Annotated in this window: 21 protein-coding genes and 1 riboswitch; of the genes, 17 read left to right on the top strand and 4 right to left on the bottom strand. The window is 32.6% G+C overall.

The features are described from left to right. The first annotated feature begins 5 nt into the window (after positions 1-5). Positions 6-764 carry an SDR family NAD(P)-dependent oxidoreductase gene (locus MHB47_RS06850; protein WP_340755826.1) on the top strand — a complete coding sequence of 253 codons (759 nt, stop codon included), beginning with the start codon at positions 6-8 and terminating at the stop codon, positions 762-764. Positions 765-903: 139 nt separating this feature from the next. Here MHB47_RS06850 and MHB47_RS06855 read toward each other — a convergent pair whose 3' ends face one another. Next, positions 904-1818 (bottom strand): aldo/keto reductase, encoded by a 915-nt coding sequence (locus MHB47_RS06855; RefSeq protein ID WP_340755828.1) that lies wholly within the window; start codon positions 1816-1818, stop codon positions 904-906. Positions 1819-2037: 219 nt separating this feature from the next. Here MHB47_RS06855 and MHB47_RS06860 point away from each other — a divergent pair, with 219 nt between their 5' ends. The 3 genes from MHB47_RS06860 (at position 2038) to xerD (ending at position 4061) form a co-directional block, all read left to right on the top strand. Beyond that, positions 2038-2580 (top strand): NUDIX hydrolase, encoded by a 543-nt coding sequence (locus MHB47_RS06860; protein WP_002507546.1) that lies wholly within the window; start codon positions 2038-2040, stop codon positions 2578-2580. A 105-nt stretch (positions 2581-2685) separates the two neighbouring features. Further along, positions 2686-3132: a ferric iron uptake transcriptional regulator gene (fur, locus tag MHB47_RS06865; protein ID WP_002507547.1), complete on the top strand. Its 447-nt coding sequence runs from the start codon at positions 2686-2688 to the stop codon at positions 3130-3132. A gap of 41 nt (positions 3133-3173) precedes the next feature. After that, positions 3174-4061, top strand: a complete 888-nt coding sequence (gene xerD / locus MHB47_RS06870; RefSeq protein ID WP_002507548.1) for a site-specific tyrosine recombinase XerD — start codon at positions 3174-3176, stop codon at positions 4059-4061. Positions 4062-4154: 93 nt separating this feature from the next. On the opposite strand, the gene MHB47_RS06875 is transcribed toward xerD, so the two are convergent. After that, complete coding sequence (locus tag MHB47_RS06875) at positions 4155-4661, bottom strand: DUF309 domain-containing protein (protein WP_340755831.1); 507 nt, start codon at positions 4659-4661, stop codon at positions 4155-4157. Positions 4662-4754: 93 nt separating this feature from the next. On the opposite strand from MHB47_RS06875, the gene MHB47_RS06880 reads away from it, so the two are divergent. From MHB47_RS06880 to MHB47_RS06905, 6 genes are all read left to right on the top strand, one after another. Then, positions 4755-5489: a segregation and condensation protein A gene (locus MHB47_RS06880; RefSeq protein WP_002507550.1), complete on the top strand. Its 735-nt coding sequence runs from the start codon at positions 4755-4757 to the stop codon at positions 5487-5489. After that, entirely contained in the window at positions 5479-6021 is a 543-nt protein-coding gene (gene scpB, locus MHB47_RS06885; protein ID WP_031265982.1) for an SMC-Scp complex subunit ScpB, read from the top strand. Before MHB47_RS06880 ends, scpB begins: the two co-directional genes overlap by 11 nt. Continuing rightward, positions 6014-6751, top strand: coding sequence for a pseudouridine synthase (locus MHB47_RS06890; RefSeq protein WP_002507552.1), 738 nt, complete (start codon positions 6014-6016; stop codon positions 6749-6751). Before scpB ends, MHB47_RS06890 begins: the two co-directional genes overlap by 8 nt. A gap of 133 nt (positions 6752-6884) precedes the next feature. Continuing rightward, a complete protein-coding gene (locus MHB47_RS06895) occupies positions 6885-7610 on the top strand; it encodes a response regulator transcription factor (RefSeq protein WP_002507553.1) in 726 nt (241 codons plus the stop codon). Continuing rightward, positions 7594-9369 (top strand): ATP-binding protein, encoded by a 1776-nt coding sequence (locus MHB47_RS06900; protein ID WP_037539570.1) that lies wholly within the window; start codon positions 7594-7596, stop codon positions 9367-9369. Before MHB47_RS06895 ends, MHB47_RS06900 begins: the two co-directional genes overlap by 17 nt. 224 nt (positions 9370-9593) lie before the next feature. After that, a riboswitch (FMN riboswitch) is annotated at positions 9594-9729 on the top strand. 65 nt (positions 9730-9794) lie between these two features. Beyond that, a complete protein-coding gene (locus MHB47_RS06905) occupies positions 9795-10340 on the top strand; it encodes an ECF transporter S component (protein WP_002507555.1) in 546 nt (181 codons plus the stop codon). A 280-nt stretch (positions 10341-10620) separates the two neighbouring features. Here MHB47_RS06905 and MHB47_RS06910 read toward each other — a convergent pair whose 3' ends face one another. Beyond that, positions 10621-10869 (bottom strand): ferredoxin, encoded by a 249-nt coding sequence (locus MHB47_RS06910; protein WP_002507556.1) that lies wholly within the window; start codon positions 10867-10869, stop codon positions 10621-10623. Between the two features lie 109 nt (positions 10870-10978). On the opposite strand from MHB47_RS06910, the gene MHB47_RS06915 reads away from it, so the two are divergent. From MHB47_RS06915 to ypdA, 4 genes are all read left to right on the top strand, one after another. After that, positions 10979-11944, top strand: coding sequence for a helix-turn-helix domain-containing protein (locus MHB47_RS06915; protein ID WP_340755834.1), 966 nt, complete (start codon positions 10979-10981; stop codon positions 11942-11944). Next, complete coding sequence (locus MHB47_RS06920) at positions 11931-13310, top strand: RecQ family ATP-dependent DNA helicase (protein WP_002507558.1); 1380 nt, start codon at positions 11931-11933, stop codon at positions 13308-13310. The genes MHB47_RS06915 and MHB47_RS06920 overlap by 14 nt, the downstream gene beginning before the upstream one ends. Before the next feature lie 148 nt (positions 13311-13458). After that, on the top strand, positions 13459-15318 hold the full coding sequence (locus MHB47_RS06925; protein WP_340757285.1) for a LysM peptidoglycan-binding domain-containing protein: 1860 nt from the start codon (positions 13459-13461) through the stop codon (positions 15316-15318). 194 nt (positions 15319-15512) lie between these two features. Beyond that, complete coding sequence (ypdA, locus tag MHB47_RS06930) at positions 15513-16499, top strand: bacillithiol disulfide reductase YpdA (protein ID WP_002507560.1); 987 nt, start codon at positions 15513-15515, stop codon at positions 16497-16499. Between the two features lie 144 nt (positions 16500-16643). On the opposite strand, the gene MHB47_RS06935 is transcribed toward ypdA, so the two are convergent. Then, positions 16644-17618, bottom strand: a complete 975-nt coding sequence (locus MHB47_RS06935) for an asparaginase (RefSeq protein ID WP_340755835.1) — start codon at positions 17616-17618, stop codon at positions 16644-16646. 78 nt (positions 17619-17696) lie between these two features. On the opposite strand from MHB47_RS06935, the gene cmk reads away from it, so the two are divergent. The 3 genes from cmk to der all read left to right on the top strand — a co-directional run bounded on the left by cmk (position 17697) and on the right by der (position 21346). Further along, entirely contained in the window at positions 17697-18356 is a 660-nt protein-coding gene (gene cmk / locus MHB47_RS06940; protein ID WP_002507562.1) for a (d)CMP kinase, read from the top strand. A 307-nt stretch (positions 18357-18663) separates the two neighbouring features. Then, positions 18664-19845, top strand: a complete 1182-nt coding sequence (gene rpsA, locus MHB47_RS06945; RefSeq protein ID WP_002512432.1) for a 30S ribosomal protein S1 — start codon at positions 18664-18666, stop codon at positions 19843-19845. A gap of 190 nt (positions 19846-20035) precedes the next feature. After that, positions 20036-21346 (top strand): ribosome biogenesis GTPase Der, encoded by a 1311-nt coding sequence (gene der, locus MHB47_RS06950; RefSeq protein WP_002507564.1) that lies wholly within the window; start codon positions 20036-20038, stop codon positions 21344-21346. Positions 21347-21349: the final 3 nt, after the last annotated feature.

Raw genomic sequence — 21349 nt, forward strand, 5'->3', positions numbered from 1 at the left:
TAATTATGATTGGCAAACATTATATTTTAACTGGAGGAACGAGTGGTTTAGGTAAAGCAATATTAAAAATACTATTAAAAAAAAGAGTGTTTGTGACACTAATCGTACGTAATCCACAAAAATTAGATGATATTATTGCGCAATATGGTACAGAACATTTATCGATCATACAATGTGACTTACAATCACAAGCTCAAATTCTAAAGCTTAAGCACCATTTTCAAGACCAATCAATCGATGGTTTAATTTATTCATCTGGGTTAGGTTATTTTAAATCGATAGAACAACATAGTATTGATGAAATGTTAGAAACGTATACTTTAAATGTAATGAACTTCAATATACTTATGACTGCAATACAACCATTTCTAAGTACTCATCCATCTATCGTTGGTATTGGCAGCCAGTCTGCTTTTTTAACACAAGCTTATGCTGCACATTACGGGGCAAGTAAAGCAGCTTTTAACCAAGTCTTGAATGCACTTCGCATTGAAAAGCCCAACTATCATGTCTTAACTGTAAATACTGGTCCCATTGCTACACCATTTCATGAAAAGGCAGATCCATCTTTAGCATTTGCACAAAAATATAAAAGTATCATGCTAGATTCAGATAAATTGGCTCAGCAAGTCGTAAAAGGGATGCTCACGAACAAAACAGAAATTAACGAACCTAAATGGATGCATTTTATGTTAAAACTGTATCAACTTGCACCACGTTTTATCGAAAAACATTTCACTATGTTGTTTAAAAATAAAGCTTAATTACCACTATTCAATTTATCTATTATTGAACTTAAAAGGAAATATAAAAAGAGTTAGCTGTACTTTAACGATAATAGATGAAGAACATGACATCTACTTTCACAAGTATCAAACTAACTCTTTTTAGTGTTGTGATTTATTATTTTAAATGTTGTGTATATTCCAAATTCTTAACACGATTACGTGCAGCTTTTAATTTTTCTAAACTTATTTCTTTTGATAATTCGTAATTCTTCACATTTTCATCTAATTGATCAACACTGCTAGCTCCCATAATAATAGATCCTAGAGCATCATGTGACGTAAGGTAGTTAAATGTTAAACCAGTTAAATTATTTTCGATCTCTTTAATAGAAGCTATCGTTTCACCTAACTCTTGGTAAGTGTAATCAAATATACCTTCTGCAAATTTTGAATCTAACGCTTGATTACTATTAGTAGTTAACAATCCTTTAAAAACAGGACCACGCGCAAGTACTTTAACCTTTTTAGCATGCACATCATCTAATAATACTTCTGGTCTATTATCAATTAAGTTAAATTGAGACATTAAAGTTTCGATATCGCTGTGTTTTAAATAATAATCAATCACATTAGGTCGAATTGACGATATGCCATACGCACGCACAATACCTTCTTTTTTCAATTCATCAAATGCACTAATTGTTTCATCTAGTGGATCGTCGATTGTGCCACCATGTAACTGATATAAATCTAAGTGATCTAATCCTAATCTTTGTAATGAGCCCTTCACAGCATCTTTGATATAGTTTTTAGAAGGATCCCAAAATGTAGTACCATCATCAGCTAAATGATTACCCACTTTTGTGCCAATCACAATATCATCTCTATTTTGATATTTTTTCAAGGCTTTTCCAACAATATCTTCGTTTACACCTTTATCATAAATATCAGCCGTATCAAAATATGTGATACCTTGTTCAATCGCACGTTCTATAATTGGTTCTGCTTCTTTATAGTCAGTGCCTAAACTCATACAACCTAAACCTAATTCTGAGATTTCGATACCACTTTTTAAAATGTTTTTTTGCATGTCGTTTCTCCTTTCGATACACTTAATGATAGGGCATAGATGTAATAAAGTAAGTCGTTATGAATTACTTTATTACATTGCGCAAAAACTTTAGATATAAATGAAATATTAGCACTTAGATTTCTATAAATATCGCTTTTATCGCTTTCGCTATCGTCTGAAACACTATCGTGTTAATCTTAACAATAACCTAATTCAAATAAAAGGAACGTGATTATAATGAATCTATTCGAGAAAACATTACATAAAGAGTCCATTTACAAAGGCGCAATTATTGATTTAGAAGTCCATGATATAGAATTACCCGATGGACAAACGTCAAAACGTGAATTGGTCTACCATAATGGGGCAGTTGCAGTATGTGCAATAAATCCAGATAATCAAGTTATTCTCGTCAGACAGTATCGCAAACCTGCTGAAAAAACATTATTAGAAATACCAGCTGGTAAATTAGAAATTAATGAAGAAAGAGAATCAGCTGCCAAAAGAGAATTAGAAGAAGAAACGGGCTATATTGCCGAAAATTTGGAATTGATTACTGAAATGTATGGTTCTCCTGGTTTCTCTAATGAAAAGATTTCTATTTATCTTGCCAAAGACCTTAAAATAGGTGAAATGAATTTAGATGATGATGAATTTATTGAAATCGAAACATATAATATTGAAGAAATAACAGTCATGCTCCAAAACAAAGAAATCGAAGATGCTAAAACGATCATTGCTTTACAATATCTATTACTTAATTATAATCATTATAAATAACTCGCCTACAAACTTGCGTATTTTATCAATTATTGGTATTTTATATATATAAATCATTATGTAAATTGAAATGATTATAATTATTAGTAGGGGAGTGAGGCTTCCGTGGAAGAACGATTAAATCGCGTGAAGCAACAATTACAACAATCATCTTATAAATTAACTCCGCAGCGCGAAGCAACTTTAAGAGTTTTAATTGAAAATGAGAAAGATCATTTAAGCGCTGAAGACGTTTATTTAAAAGTTAAAGATAAAGCACCTGAAATAGGACTTGCGACTGTCTATCGGACGCTAGAATTATTAGCAGAATTAAAAGTTGTGGATAAAATTAATTTTGGTGATGGTGTTGCCCGTTTTGATTTACGTAAAGAAGGCGCTAAACATTTTCACCATCATCTTGTTTGTATGGAATGCGGTAAAGTAGAGGAAATCGAAGAAGATTTATTGCCTCAAGTGGAAGAAAAAGTAGAGCAAGATTTTAACTTTAGAATTTCAGACCACCGCTTAACATTCCATGGTGTATGCTCAGATTGTCAAGCTCTAGGCAAATAAGCTCAACATCATACACTATTTAATAAATAGAGGTGGTACCATTGGATACTATAATTGAAGAATATTTGAGATTTATCCAACTAGAAAAAGGGTTGAGTTCGAATACAATTGGCGCATATAGAAGAGATTTAAAAAAATATGCCACATTTTTAGAAGAACAAAAAATAGGACATATAGATTTTGTAGATAGACAATTAATTAACCAATGTCTTGGTTATTTACACGACGAGGGTGCTTCAGCAAAATCATTGGCACGTTTCATATCTACAGTACGAAGTTTTCATCAATTCGCATTACGAGAGAAATATGCTGCAAAAGATCCAACTGTATTAATTGAAACACCAAAATATGATAGGAAATTACCGGATGTCTTAGAAATAGATGAAGTACTTGCTTTGCTAGAGACTCCGAACTTATCAAAAATTAACGGTTATAGAGATCGTACAATGTTAGAATTATTATATGCTACAGGCATGCGCGTTTCTGAACTTATACACATAGAACTTGAAGATATCAATTTAATCATGGGCTTCGTCAAAGTATTTGGTAAAGGAAACAAAGAACGCATTATCCCATTAGGTGATGCAGTTATAGAATATTTAAATACATATTTAGATACAACGCGCCCTCAATTATTGAAGCGTACTGTGACAAATGTATTGTTTTTAAATATGCATGGTAAACCTTTATCAAGACAAGCTATTTGGAAAATGATTAAACAAAATGGTGTAAAAGCGAATATCAATAAAACGTTGACACCACATACATTAAGACATTCGTTTGCTACACATTTACTTGAAAATGGTGCTGATTTACGTGCTGTACAAGAAATGTTAGGTCATTCTGATATTTCGACAACACAACTTTACACACATGTTTCAAAATCACAAATTCGCAAAATGTATAATGAATTTCATCCACGTGCATAAACACAAACCAGTTTATTCGTTGAATAGCTAGCTTGTGTTTTTTTGTTTGCGCCATCATTTTAATAGGACTTGTTTTATTCATTTGACTTAAATTTATTCTTTGTTTGCATGGCGTATATCAAGTGCCTGTTGTCGCGCTTTGTCAACTTCTGAACGATCTCTTTCTAAATGATGATTTACAATATAACTATCTTCTATCACATGTGGCATTTTGACAAAATTAGGGTATTTTTTTAAAATATCCTGTTCCATTTCTTTGGTTATTGGTAATTGAATAGGCACAAATTGCTTAGCATTAGCCACAGACTGAATTAATTCTAAAATAATTTTTATATATTTATCTGTATAGATACCTAAATCAATGGATTGTTCACTTTGTTCTATAACACTTAATGCTTTTTTAAAAGAACGTAACGCGCCAACATTGTTTTGTCTGCGATAATGATAGCAACCGGTTGCTAACAAAATCAAACTTACAATCGCATCATCTTTACTAAATTGCGGATTTTCTTTCCAAGCTTCTTCTAAAATGTCGTGACACAAAAAATAATGTTGTTCCGTATGAAATTGATAATAAAAATCTTTCAATGCATTTTCCATAATTAAAACCGCTCCAAATTTAAATGTTTTCATTAAACATGCTATAATATTTTAGTGAAATACGCACATAACTTGCTATATGAGGTAGATACTATGTATGAAGTAAAACTAGATGCTTTTAATGGACCCTTAGATTTATTATTGCATCTCATTCAAAAAATTGAAATTGATATTTATGATATTCCCATGAAAGAATTAACAGAACAATATATGCAGTATATACATGCGATGAATCAATTAGAGATTAATGTCGCTAGTGAATATTTGGTTATGGCCTCTGAACTACTTATGATTAAAAGTAAAATGCTGTTGCCTCAAACAGAAGAATCCGACGAATTAGAAGAGGATCCACGTGAAGACCTAGTGGGACGATTAATTGAATATCAAAATTATAAAGAATATACTGAGATTCTAAACGAAAAAAAATCTGAGCGTGCTTTTTACTTTTCAAAGCATCCAACTGATTTAACACACCTAGAATCTAATGAAACTTGGGATTCAAATAACACAATTGATTTAACTGATTTAATCATCGCTTATCAAAAAGTTAAAAATCGCGTTGAATTCAATACACCAAAAACTGTAGATATCCGTAAAGAAACATTTACGATTCAACAAGCAACTTCTCAAGTTAATGCGCGTTTACAACAACATGATTCGTTTAATTTTTTTAGTTTGTTTAATTTTACAGAACCTGTTGAAATGGTAGTCACACATTTTCTAGCAATACTTGAAATGTCTAAATCGGGCATTGTAAATATAGAACAACTCAAAAATTTCGACGATATCAATATTATAAGAGGTGTAAACTATGGCATTGAACGATAAAGGTATACTAGAAGCATTACTTTATACAGCAGGTGACGAAGGTTTAGATGAAAAACAATTACTCGAAATTTTAGACATAGACCAAACACAATTGTCACAACTCGTTTCTGAATACATATCAGATGGCTTAGAAATTCAACATTTTGGTCAAACTTATGTACTTACAACAAAAAAAGATGCAGCAAATTATATTGAAAAATTAATAGAACAAAAATCAAAAATGAAATTATCTCAAGCAGCAATGGAATCATTGTCTATTATTGCCTACAATCAACCTTTATCACGAAGCGATATCGAGATGATTAGAGGTATAAATTCTGACGGTGCTGTTAAAACTTTAATCGCTCGAGGACTAATAGAAGCTAAAGACGAAGCGGATTCCAGAAGTCAACAACTCTATACTACAGAACTATTTTTAAACGTATTTGGCATTGAACATTTAGATGATTTACCAACAACTGATGAGGAAGATGAAGAAATAGAAGCTTTCTTCAGTAATTTAGTAAATCAAAAAGGAGAAAATAATGAATAAAGAGACAGAAAGATTACAAAAACGTATTGCAAACAGTGGTCACACCTCACGTAGAAAAGCTGAAACATTAATCACAGAGGGCAAAGTGTTAGTCAATGGTTCAGTTGTAACAGAATTAGGTACGAAAGTTAAACCTTCTGACACGATTGAAGTTGAGGGTATTAAATTAGAACAACAAGATAAACTATATATATTATTTTATAAACCAGCACAAGTTATCACTAGTGTATCTGATGATAGAGGTAGAAAAGTGGTTACAGATTACTTTAAACAAATTAAAACAAGAATTTATCCAGTGGGTCGTTTAGACTATGATACGTCAGGTTTACTTTTATTAACTAACGACGGCGAATTCACTAATTTAATGACACATCCGAGTTATAAAATTAAGAAAAAATATGTTGTTAAATTGAAAGGCTATTTAATGCGTGAAGAAGTTAAAGCTTTAGAACATGGTGTTGAACTGGAAGATGGTCATACACAACCAGCTACTGTAAAAGTAAAAAACCAAGACAAAGATAAAAATTCAACACTTGTTGAAATTACAATTACAGAAGGACGCAATAGACAAGTCCGTCGCATGTTTGAACACTTTGGTCACGAAGTTACAAAATTACAACGTATTGAAGTTGGACCACTTAATCTTAAAGGGCTTAATGCAGGTGAGGGGAGAGTCTTAACACCTCATGAAGTAAAAGTGATGCGTCAACTTGCAGAACACGGTAAATAATTGTTATTACGTTTAGCTTGATTCAAACTATGAGAAAAGTTTCACAATCTTTTCCTTCGTAATCACTTTTCCTGCTAAACGTATGATATAATGTGATTAAATTGAAAGTTAGCAGTGTGGGAGGTACATACGTATGTCAAATGAAATACTTATCGTAGATGATGAAGATCGAATCAGAAGATTATTAAAATTATACCTTGAAAGAGAATCTTTTGAGATACATGAAGCAAGTGATGGTAATGAAGCGTATAAAATGGCGATGGAACATGATTATTCATGTATTTTATTAGACCTTATGCTTCCAGAGATGGATGGTATCACTGTAGCCTCACGTCTCAGAGAACACAAAGAAACACCAATTATTATGTTGACTGCTAAAGGTGAAGAAACAAATAGGGTAGAAGGATTCGAATCTGGTGCAGACGATTATATCGTGAAACCATTTTCTCCTCGTGAAGTGGTATTACGTGTCAAAGCGTTGTTAAGACGTACACAAGTAGCGCATACAGAACAAAGTGAACCTCATGCGCGTGATTTAATTGAATTTGACCACCTTGTCATTGACAACGATGCACACAGAGTATTAGCAGATAATAACCAAGTTAATTTAACACCAAAAGAATACGAGCTGTTAATATTTCTAGCTAAAACACCTAACAAAGTCTTTGATCGTGAACAACTTCTAAAAGAAGTATGGCATTATGAATTCTACGGTGACTTGCGTACTGTAGATACTCACGTTAAACGTTTAAGAGAAAAGTTAAATCGAGTATCTGATGCGGCAGCTCAAATGATTCAAACTGTTTGGGGCGTTGGTTATAAATTCGAGGTTAAGTCAAATGATGAATCGGCTAAATAACGTAGTAATAAAACTGTGGTTAACTATTATTTTAATAGTAACGACAGTTTTAATTTTACTAAGTGCTGCACTCATAACATTTATTCAGTCCTATTTTACGCAAGAAACTGAAGATTCATTACTCAAAGATGCACAGCGTATCAGTCAATTGGTGGAAAGCGCTGATGACAAAGCTACAGCTATTGAATACAGTCGTAAATTGATAGAAAATCCAGATGGACTTATTATTATGAATGATAAGCATATGGTGAGCCAACATAAAGATAAAATTAAAGACAAGATGTTTAAAGAAATTAAAAACAATAAAGATTATAACCAAGTGTTTGATAAAGGAAAACAAATTTCGGAACACGTTACTGTTAAAATCAATGGGCAACAGCGAACTTATGTGTTAATTGGTTATCCTGCTAAAAACTTGACTGAACAAGATAATAATCAAAATAATAACTACAGTGGCGTATTTATCTATCAAGATTTAAAAACTGTTGAAGAAACCAATAACGTAATTACAGTTATTATTTTAATTATAGCTATTATCTTCTTAGCTATTACAACCGTTTTTGCCTTTTTCTTATCATCTCGTATAACAAAACCGTTACGAAATTTACGGACACAGGCCTTGAAAGTTTCTAAAGGAGATTATGCGCAAGTCGTACCTGTCAATACACGTGATGAAATTGGCGAATTATCTCGTACGTTTAATACGATGAGTTCTGAAATTCAACAACATATAGATGCCTTGTCATCTTCTAAAAATATTCGTGATAGCCTAATCAATTCTATGATTGAAGGTGTATTAGGATACAATGATAAAAAAGAAATTATAATTTCTAATAAGATGGCTCAAAATACACTTCAAATACTGGATGAACATGAACTGAAAAAGCTTGATAAACAAAATGAACGTACTTTCAAAAACAAGCAAACACAATTTGAAGAATATGAAATAAACACACGTTATTTAGTAATAATAACGAGTTATATTGATCAAATTCAGCCAGATGGTCGTAGTGGTATTGTCGCTATTATTCGTGATATGACAAACGAACATAACATAGATCAAATGAAAAAAGATTTTATTGCTAATGTTTCACATGAATTACGTACGCCTATTTCATTATTACAAGGGTATACTGAGTCTATTGTGGATGGAATCGTCACAGAGCCTGATGAGATACATGAATCACTTTCTATTGTACTAGATGAAACTAAACGCTTAAATCGACTCGTAAATGAGCTACTCAGTGTTGCACGTATGGATGCTGAGGGTCTATCAGTAGAAAAATCTGTTCAGCCTATTGATACATTACTAAATAAAATGCAACAAAAATACCATAGTCATGCAGAAAGTTTAGGTTTAAGCATCAATTTAAATCCAAATACGCACGAACAGTTGTGGTATTATGATTTAGATCGAATTGAACAAGTATTAACTAATTTGATAGACAATGCAACAAGGTATACCGAAACAGGAGATGCCATCACTATCAGTTATGGAGAGTCAGAAACAGAAAATATATTATATATTACTGACACGGGCTCTGGTATTGCGCCAGAACATCTGCAACAAGTGTTCGAACGTTTTTATAAAGTTGATTCCTCACGTAAACGTGGTAAACAAGGTACAGGTCTAGGTTTATTTATATGTCGAATGATTGTAGATGAACATGGAGGTAGTATTGACGTTAAAAGTAAACTAGGTCAAGGAACAACCTTTATTATCAAATTACCAAAGTTAACTGATAATGAGATGTTATAGAACTCACTTGAGTTTCACTGTTTAAATTAAACAATAATATAAAGACCGACGAAATCATTATTGTTATTTCGTCGGTCTTTATTATCAATTATGCTTACAAACTTACTAAAAAGTGTATATTTCCTATAATTCAGTCACTCTCACTCCCTTTTTAGCATATTTAGAGCAATAGTATTGTTTTTACCTGAGTAATAAGCTATGATATATTTATAAAAATTTAAGATATTCATCTTCGGGGTAGGGTGCAATTCCCAACCGGCAGTAATTAAAGCCTGCGACCCATTTATTTTCATTTAAATAAATGGCTGATCTAGTGAAAATCTAGAGCCGACAGTAAAGTCTGGATGGGAGAAGATGGAGGGTTATTTGTTGTGCTATTAAATCCTCCTATTCGATAAAAGATGAATGGAAGGAGATAATTTAATATGCAACAACAAACAAAACGACTTATTACGATAAGTATGTTAAGCGCGGTTTCTTTTATATTGATGTTTATAAAATTTCCAATACCATTTTTACCGCCTTATTTAACTTTAGACTTTAGTGATGTACCCGCATTATTAGCTACATTCACACTCGGACCGCTCGCTGGTATTATTGTAGAATTTATAAAAAATTTATTAAACTTTTTATTCAATCTTGGAGATCCAGTTGGTCCAGTTGCTAACTTTTTAGCAGCATCCAGTTTTTTACTGACAGCTTATTATGTCACTAAAAACAAATATAACCTTAAATCACAAATTATAGGTTTTACTGTAGCAACTATTGTGATGACAATTATTTTAAGTATCTTAAACTACTTTGTGTTGTTACCTTTATATGGCATGATTATGAATTTATCTGATGTTGTTGAAAACGTTAAGATTGTTATTGTATCTGGCGTTATTCCATTCAACATTATTAAAGGCGCTATTATTTCTATAGTGTTCATTGTTTTATTTAAACGTTTAAAAAATGTATTACCAAAATAAATTTAAAAATATCTGGAGATTAATACTCAGATAAATAAAAACAGGGTGATTTCTATTGAAGTAATACAGAAATCACCCTGTTTTTAAATTTTAAATTAATCATTAATAATTCAGAACCATCTTAGACATAAAAATTAGCATGTTCCATGCACTGAGAACACGCTAACCTTAAACATAGCCATTAGTAATTATAGATAGTAATCACTGTTTTCAGGCAAATGCTTATTATATATTATTAAGTATAAACCGCATACTTACTTTTATGGAACTAACCTTGCTTTTATTCAAACTTTAATGCATCTCCATCAAATGATTCTTCTTCAATTTTAATTGAATCAGTAGGACAACCATCTAACGCATCTTCCATATCCTCATATAATTCTTCCGGCACCTCTGCTGTACCTTTGTTGTCATCTAGTATCACATAGGCAATACCTTCATCATCATAGTCATATATATCAGGGGCAGCGGCACCACAAGCACCACATGCAATGCATGTATCCATATCAACAATTGTATATTTAGCCAATTTCTTCGCCTCCTTTGACAAAAATGCTACACTAATAGCACAATTATTATTGTAGTCACTGTACTAAGTTTTTTCAAATGTTTTCGTTTTATAAAATGAGGGAGTAAACATGTATAATATAATCCAATTTGCACAAACACATGCACACAATTACAAAACTGAAAAAAGTATATTTAATATTATCACAGGGAAAAAGTCACATCAAACTTTTTTTGATGCCTGTAGTCAACAACTCTTATCATTATATCACAGCATGCCTAACTTGAAATATCAGTCGTTTGAGCGATTTTTCAATCAATTTAATGATCAACATAATAGCTATCAAAATATCGTTAATCATCCGAGACATACGTTTGATAGTTTAACTAATACATTTAAAGCCATACAATTGTTAACTCAGACCCTATCTAACACACAACATAAGGTCTATCAATTCGTACCTATTACTCAACATAGTACTGTACACCAACAAGTTAAATTTGTATATAAAGAAATTATAAGCAATCAATTACAAGAACAATTCGTTGCAGAACTTACAACATTATTCCAATCTATACTGAATAAAAATAATACAATATATATTCACTATTACCTACAAGGTTTTGAAGAAAGTATGTATACACGACAACAAATCAGTTTAATAGAAGACATACCACAAGAACACTTATTTGAATTAGAATTTACAGATTTGGTCACATTAATGTACGAGATTGAGCACGAGTCTAACTATCCACTGTTAAACAAACTCATTGTGCTACCATCATTATTAAATAAAACAGAGCAAACTTACTTAGGTTTACAAAATGGATTAAACTTCGAACAACTGGCTGCACAACAAAATGTTAAACCTAATACGATAGATGATCACATTTTAGAACTATTTATAAAAGGCTACATATCGAATTATGAAGATTATTTAACACATTCAACTTATACTGATTTCATGACTTACTACATTTCACATCGTAGTGAGAGGCTACGCAATTATAAAGAAATATTTCCGGACCTCAGCTATTTTGAATTGAAATTGATTATCGTTGGAATTGAGAGAGGTGAAATCAATGTTACAACATGAGCTAAAAAAGTGGTTCGGGTTTGAGGATTTTAAACCTGGCCAACAAGAGATTATAGAAAGTGTATTGAACAATGAAGATACATTAGGTATTTTACCTACAGGAAGTGGTAAAAGTCTTTGTTATCAATTACCAACCTACATACGTCAACAACCGACACTCATCATTTCACCCCTCATTTCTTTGATGGATGATCAAGTCATGCAACTCAAATTACACGGTGAACATCATGTTTGTTGTATTCATTCAGGTATGGATGAAAATGAGAGAAAAAGAAACATTGAAGCACTAACAAAAAGTCGTTTTATCTATTTAAGTCCAGAATTTATACTCCAACCCCAAAATTTTAAACTCATTAAAAATTTGGATATCGGCATGGTCGTATTAGATGAAGCACATTGCTTATCTGAATGGGGATATGATTTCAGACCTCACTATGCACTTATAGGTAAAATTATCTCCCGTTTTCCGACAGCAACCGTGCTTGCTCTTACAGCAACTGCACCGAATTATTTAACTTATGACTTAAACAATATGTTAAAAAAGTCTTTTCATGTTATTAAAACGAGTATGAACAGAGACAATATTTCTTTAGCACATAAAAATTTCAAAGATGATGAAGCCAAATTAAAATGGTTACTACCAGCATTAGAAAATTCAGGACCTACAATTATTTACGTTTCTTCTAAAAAAGTGTGTCTAACTTTAGCAAAAGAAATATATAATTATGGTTTTTTAACAGGAATATATCATGGAGATTTATCTTATCAAGAACGGCACACAGTTCAGCATCAATTTTTAAATAATGAAATACCTATCATCGTGGCAACCAGTGCATTTGGTATGGGCATTAATAAAAAAGATATACGTTCTATTTTTCATTACCACCTATCGACAAGTCCATCAAACTACATGCAAGAAATTGGTCGCGCTGGTCGTGATGGGGCAGACAGTCAAGCAATTAGTTTATTTCAACCTGATGATAGTTTTTTACTAGAAACACTATTATTTACGGATATGATGACCACTAATGACATAGATGCCTTTGAAACAGGTGCCTTTGTAACTCCGGACAAATTTGAAATATTAGAAATCTTAAATAGCTATTACTCATTTGCTGAGTTACGTACGATATTCGACAGAACCTATCAGCGAAAACGCCAAGGTTATATACGTATGCTAGGATATAAAAACTTAGACCAATGCCGACGCACTTATATGATGGAATTCTTTGGTGAAACGTTAAGTAAAAGACCTGATCAATGCTGTGATAATGATTCTGATTTAAATGTAATTAATTTAATTAATAGAAAAAAAGTAAAAAGAAAAATGGATTTTAATGAAAAAATACAAAATTTGTTTAAATAATAGACAAATACTTTACTTCACTTTTTCAAACAAGCTATAATACTACATATATACTAGCTTAATAGTAATTTTTTGCATAAAAAGTTATACATATTTACTTATTTTTAGGGTATAACAGTATATACTTAAATTAAAACAAGGAAGGATGATGAATTTGTCTAACAACAATTTTAAAGATGATTTTGAAAAAAATCGTCAATCCATTGATCCAAAAGAACATCAAGACAATGCAAAGGATTCCGTTAACGGTTCAGTTGACAACGTAAAAGAGGAAGTTTCTGATAAGACAGACGAACAATTCCCTCCTAGAAACGCTCAAAGAAGACAGCGCAGACGTGACACAGCAACAAATCAGAATCCAAATAATCAGCCTGAACAAGATAAAGGTGAAGTTCAAGGCGATAATCAATCACTACAAGATAATAACGCATCAGAAGCAGATTATGATAATAATAACTCAACAAAAGATCCTTCGAAGAATAATGATTTAAACCCTGAATCTACGAACAATCAAAATAACAAAGGAAACCAAAATGATTCCAACGAAAGCGTTGAATCACAAAAAGATAATGAATCTAATAAAAAAGGTGCTGCTGTATCTGGTGGCGCTGCTGCAACTGGTGCAGGTGCTTATGCTGCTGGAAATCACAATGATAATAAAGATTCAGCAGAAAATGACTTAAATGATAATGAACAAAATATCAACAACTCTGATAACGAACGAGCAGACAAATCAGATGATGCTTCGCATTCAGAAAATGATAACAATAGTTCTAAGAAAAAGGGAGCTGCTGTAGCTGGAGGTGCCGCTGCCGCAACCGGTGCAGGTGCTTATGCTGCTGGAAAGCATAGCGATAACAAAGATGAACATAACCAAGATAATAACAATAAAGCAACCGAGCAGAATAAAAATGAACAAGATATAGAAGATCAAGATAAAAAAGAGCAAGATAAAGATGGCTCTAAGAAAAAAGGTGCTGCTGTAGCTGGAGGTGCCGCTGCAACTGGTGCAGGTGCTTATGCTGCTGGCAAGCACAAAGGTAACAAAGACAATAAAGATAATCACAGCGAAAACGAAGCACAAGATAAAGATGAAAAAAACAAAGAAAAAAATGGTTCTAAGAAAAAAGGCGCTGCTGTAGCTGGTGGAGCAGCTGCTGCCGGAACAGGTGCTGCCGCAGCGGCACATTCTAAAGCTGGCGGTGGCAATGGCAACGGCGGTAATGGTAATGGCGGCAATGGTAATAATGGTGATAACAATGACGACGATAATAAGAAAAAGAAAAAAGGCGGTTTATTAGGTAAATTATTACCAATATTGGCTGCGATATTAATATTAGCTGCAATTGCTATTTTCGGTGGCATGGCTTTAACTGGCGATGACGAAGGTGACAAAAATAGCGATGACAAAAAAGTAGCTGATAATAAAGATAGTAAGTCTGATTCTGAAAAAGATAAAGATGAAGATAAAAAATCAGAAGATGATAAAGCCAATAAAGATGAAGACAAAGATGACTCATCTTCAAACTCAGAAGACAGCAATAGCGGTTCAGATTCTGCCAATTCTGATAGCGAAAACGCTGACCAAGCAAACAATGATGCTAATTCTGATCAATCAAGTAACGATGCTAATTCTGATCAATCAAGTAACGATGCTAATTCTGATTCAGCTAGCAACGGTTCACAAGATGCAACAAATAGTACGCAAGACAGTCAAGGTCAAAGCGACCAAAACAGTCAGAGCGGTCAAGATCAACAAAGTGATCAATCTAACGCTCAAAGCAATTCATCTTCAGATCAATCACAAGCAACTAACAACCAAGATAGCGAACAAGCAAATAGTAACTCTGGCCAACGATCACATGTAGTTAATGGTCAAAACCTATATAGAATTGCTATTCAATATTATGGTAGTGGTTCACCAGAAAACGTTGAAAAAATCAGACAAGCCAATAATCTACAAGGAAATGAAATCCATAATGGCCAACGTCTTGTTATTCCACAGTAGTTCATCATGTTATAAGTAAAAACCTATTAAACGACCAAACTCTTTAAATTAGTGAGTTTGGTCGTTTTTGTGTTTAATTTTTAAGATTAATAAAGCGTCAATATAATTTGTGCAAGAATATTCGATTTCTATCATTTGGTTTTTTCTAAACTACTGGTATAATATATTGGTGGTATAAGGAGGACAAATAAACTATGCAAACAGTTGAAAGTATAATTATTGGTGGCGGTCCTTGCGGATTAAGTGCTGCTATTGAACAAAAGAAAAAAGGTATTGATACTTTAGTTATTGAAAAAGGAAATGTTGTAGATGCAATCTATAATTATCCAACGCATCAAACTTTCTTTTCATCAAGTGATAAATTAAGTATTGGGGATATTCCATTTATTGTTGAAGAAAGCAAACCACATAGAAATCAAGCTCTAGTATATTACAGAGCAGTGGTTAAGCATCATCAATTGCGAGTTAACGCTTTCGAAGAAGTCCTCACAGTGAAAAAAATTAATAACCGTTTTACGATTACAACTACTAAAGATGTCTATCAATGTAGATTCCTTACTGTAGCAACTGGCTATTATGGTCATCATAATCATCTTGAAGTAGATGGAGCTGAGCTTCCAAAAGTAATGCATTATTTTAAAGAAGCACATCCTTACTTTGACCAAAATGTTGTAATTGTCGGAGGTAAAAACTCAGCTGTAGATGCTGCTCTAGAGTTAGAAAAGGCTGGAGCAAACGTAACAGTTATTTATCGCGGAGAAGATTATCCAAAAGCAATTAAACCTTGGATTCTACCGAATTTTGAATCTTTAGTACGTCATGAAAAAATTAACATGGCATTTAATTCAAATGTTACTAAAATAACAGAAGATAGTGTATTTTATGAGCAAGGAAATCAAACAATTGAAATTCCTAATGATTATGTCTTTGCTATGATTGGTTATCATCCAGACTATGATTTCCTACAATCAATTGGTATAGATATCAATAGTAATGAGTTTGGTACTGCACCAGTTTATAATAGAGAAACTTATGAAACAAATGTCGAAAATTGCTATATCGCTGGTGTCATTGCGGCAGGCAATGATGCAAATACAATATTTATAGAAAACGGCAAATACCACGGCGGTATTATCACTCAAAGTATTTTATCTAAAAAACAAACACCACTTGAATCATAATAATATAATAAACTAGAGCGTAAGACAGAAATTAAATTTTTCTAATAACATTTCTGCCTCATGCCCAGCTCTGCAAAATCAATTAAAAAATGATGGTTCCTACGTTTAATAAAGTAGAAACCATCATTTCTTTTTTTTAAATCATTATAACTGTGATTCAAAATATTTTTTTAACTGCTTAGCGTTTAATTGGTTACTTAAACCTACTAAAAGTTTAAGTCTTGCTTTCGGTCCATTTAATCCATTTGAAAAAACAACGCCTTTTTCAGCTAAGGTAGCACCGCCACCTTCATAGGCATAAATTGGGCCAACAATACCATTAAATGAGCGTGAGACAAGCACAACTGGTATCTCTTTATCTAAACACTTTTCTAGGCCTTCCAAACAAGTAGGTGGAAGGTTGCCTTGTCCTAGACCTTCGATAATAATACCATCAACTTGATGCTCACTATAAAAGTTTAATACATCATTATTCATACCCATATAAGCCTTTACTAAAGGAATGTTTAAATCATGGTTAATATCATTTAAAACTAAATGTTCGTATGGTTTATGGTGGAATTGAACACTATTTTTTGTCACTACGCCCAATGGTCCATGATTAGGACTCTGGAATGTATTCGTATTGGAGGTGTGCGTTTTAGTCACATTTCGTGCAGTATGAATTTCATCGTTAAATACAACCATAACACCCATATCTGCTGCATTATCACTTGAAGCCACTCTAATAGCTGAGATAAAATTATATAAACCATCTGAGCCAATTTCATTTGAAGAACGCATAGCACCCGTAATTGTTATCGGTTTTGAAACATTTATAGTAAGATCTAATAAGTATGCCGTTTCTTCTAACGTATCTGTACCATGTGTAATAACAAACCCATCATAATTTTCATCCCTATTAGCATCTTCAATAATATGCTTTAATGTTTCTACATACTTTATATTCATATGTGGGGATGGAACGTTAAATGGCGTAATTTCTGTTACATCAGCAAATTGTTTAATAATGTCTTGATGGTTGGATATTGGATTGTCTGAATTTGTTACTACTTTATTAGTTTCATCTTGTGACATGCTAATCGTCCCACCAGTATGTATGAGAAGAAGTTTTTTCATATGGGCATTCCTCCTATTTATAACTTACGTATTTATGATAAAATATTATACATAAAACAACAAGGAAGGTTTACTAAAATGAAATTAATTAATATCGCACTTGATGGACCTGCTGCAGCAGGGAAAAGTACAATAGCTAAACGCGTTGCTGCACAATTATCTATGATTTATGTAGATACTGGCGCAATGTATCGAGCTATAACTTATAAATATTTACAACAAAACAAGACTGAAGACTTCTCGCAATTGATAGATTCATCTGAATTATCATTAACATATGATGAAGAAAAAGGTCAGAGAGTCATTTTAGATAACTATGATGTTACTGATTTTTTAAGAGAAAATAATGTAACAAACAATGTTTCCTTTGTAGCATCTAAAGAAGCTGTGCGTACTTTTGCAGTTAAAAAGCAACAAGAATTAGCAGCTCAAAAGGGCATTGTTATGGATGGTAGAGATATCGGAACAGTTGTATTGCCAGATGCAGATTTAAAAGTTTATATGATTGCCTCTGTTGAAGAACGTGCAATGCGTAGACAAAAAGATAATGAACAAAGAGGCATCGACTCTAATGTAGAACAATTAAAACAAGAAATTGCGGATCGAGATAATTATGACATGACACGTGAAATTTCACCTTTGAAAAAAGCGGATGATGCAATTACGGTAGATACAACTGGTAAAAGTATTGAAAAAGTAACTGAAGAAATTTTATCATTAGTTACTGAAATTAAATAAAATAATAGTTTTTTTATAAATACAGCGTATTATAGTGCCGTTTCTTTTTAAATTGTGTAAAAAGGTTATATAATAACTAATATAGGGTATATAAATAAGGTACATTTTTATATCAATTAGATCTGCATATATATAAATAAATGTAAATTTTAGGTAAAAATTTCAAAGCTTTAGTTAGCTATAAACCCTGATTTTACAACTTTTTAACAAATAGAATTTGAATTCCTATAATAAAGGGGAATTTCTTGACAATTCTGTCAGTTTATAAGATGTTATAATTATGTAGTGTAATAAGGAGGCAGACAAGATGACTGAAGAATTCAACGAATCAATGATCAAAGAGATTAAAGAAGGGGATACAGTTACTGGTGAGATTCAAGAAATTGATGAAAAACAAGTAATTGTAAACATTAACGGTGCTAAATTTAATGGTATTATCCCTATTAGTCAACTTTCTACGCATCATATAGACAATCCAGGTGATGCTGTCAAAGTTGGTGATGAAATTGGTGCATATGTTACAAAAGTAGAGTATGACGAAGAAAATGAGACAGGTGCTTATATTCTTTCTAAACGTCAACTTGAAACAGAAAAATCATATGAATTTTTACAAGAACAATTAGACAACAATAAAACGATTGAAGCTAAAGTCACTGAAGTAGTAAAAGGTGGTTTAGTAGTCGATGTTGGCCAAAGAGGCTTTGTTCCAGCTTCATTAATTTCAACAGACTTCATTGAAGATTTCTCTGATTTCGAAGGACAAGTTCTTAAACTAAAAGTGGAAGAACTAGATCCTGCTAATAATCGTGTCATTCTTAGTCGTAAAGCTGTAGAGGCATTAGAAAATGCAGAGAAAAAAGACGATTTATTAAATTCACTTAATGAAGGCGATGTTATCGAAGGTAAAGTTGCACGCTTAACTAACTTTGGGGCTTTTGTAGATATTGGCGGCGTAGACGGACTTGTTCACGTTTCTGAATTATCTCATGAACACGTTAAATCTCCAGAAGACGTAGTATCTATTGGAGATACAGTTAACGTAAAAGTAAAATCAGTTGATAGAGATTCAGAGCGCATTTCATTATCAATTAAAGATACTTTACCAAGTCCATTCGAATCAATAAAAGGTGAGTTTAACGAAGGTGATGTCATCGAAGGAACTGTTGTTAGACTAACTAACTTTGGTGCCTTTGTTGAAATTAAACCAGGCGTTCAAGGTTTAGTACACATTTCTGAAATAAGACATACTCACATCGGTTCACCAAGCGAAGTATTAGAGCCTGGGGAAGTCGTAGGTGTCAAAGTACTAGGTGTCGACGTAGAAAAAGAACGTATTTCGTTATCTATTAAAGCAACATTAGAAGCGGAAAATGTAGTTGAAAGTGATAGTGCCACTACGAAATCATACTTGGAAAGTGGTTCTGACGATGATGACAACCCTACTTTAGGTGATGTTTTCGGAGATAAATTAAAAGACTTCAAGTTTTAACGTATAAATTTAACACCAATTTTAAATCTTGTCCTAACATCTATTTAGGACAAGATTTATTTTTATGTAATCTCTAAAAACAATTTTTTTAAAACTAACCTAATAATATTAGTACAGATTAAATATTTCTTTTGATTTGCTTTCCCCTTATGATAGAATTATAGAGATTAAAAAAGAGAGGAAGTTAGTTATGACTAAACCTATAGTAGCAATTGTAGGCAGGCCCAATGTAGGCAAATCTACAATTTTCAATAGAGTCGTAGGTGAGCGTGTATCTATCGTAGAAGATACACCCGGTGTGACTCGAGACAGAATTTATTCATCAGGCGAATGGTTAACACATGATTTTAACGTCATCGACACAGGTGGTATTGAAATTGGTGACGCACCATTCCAAACACAAATAAGAGCACAAGCAGAAGTTGCAATTGATGAATCTGATGTCATTATTTTTATGGTTAACGTACGTGAAGGTTTAACACAAAGTGATCAAGTTGTTGCTCAAATGTTGTATAAATCAAAAAAACCTGTTGTTTTAGCAGTAAATAAAGTAGATAATCCAGAAATGAGAAATGAAATCTATGATTTCTATGCGCTTGGTTTTGGCGATCCTTATCCAATTTCTGGTTCGCATGGTTTAGGTCTAGGTGATCTTTTAGATGAAGTTGTCAAACACTTTAAAGAAGAAGAACCTGATCCATATGATGACGATACGATTCGCTTATCTATTATCGGACGTCCAAATGTTGGTAAATCTAGCTTAGTCAATGCAATACTAGGTGAAGAACGTGTTATCGTTTCAAACATAGCAGGAACAACACGTGATGCGGTCGATACTCAATATACTTATGACGACCAAGACTATGTCTTAATTGATACAGCGGGTATGCGTAAAAAAGGTAAAGTATATGAAAATACGGAAAAATATTCTGTATTACGTGCCCTAAAAGCCATCGAACGCTCAAATGTTATTTTAGTTGTTATTGATGCTGATCAAGGCATTATAGAACAAGATAAACGAGTGGCAGGATATGCTCATGAAGAAGGTAAAGCTATTGTAATAGTAGTAAATAAATGGGATACAGTTGATAAAGAAACGAATACTATGAAAAAATTCAAAGATGAGGTTCGTAAAGAATTCCAATTCTTAGATTACGCTGAAGTTGCATTTGTTTCTGCAAAAGAAAGTCAAAGACTTAGAACGTTATTCCCATATATTACACAAGCCAGCGAAAACCATAAAAAACGCGTGAAGAGCTCAACTTTAAATGAAGTAATCACTGACGCTATTTCTATGAACCCAACTCCGACTGATAAAGGTCGTAGATTGAACGTTTTCTATACTACGCAGGTAGCGATTGAACCACCAACCTTTATCGTTTTTGTAAATGATGTAGAATTAATGCACTTTTCTTATAAACGTTATTTGGAAAATCAAATCAGAGCAGCATTCGGTTTTGAAGGTACACCTGTGCACATTATACCTAGAAAGAGAAATTAATTA

It is taken from the genome of Staphylococcus sp. FSL K6-3157 (assembly GCF_038005145.1).
Lineage (GTDB): Bacteria > Bacillota > Bacilli > Staphylococcales > Staphylococcaceae > Staphylococcus > Staphylococcus equorum.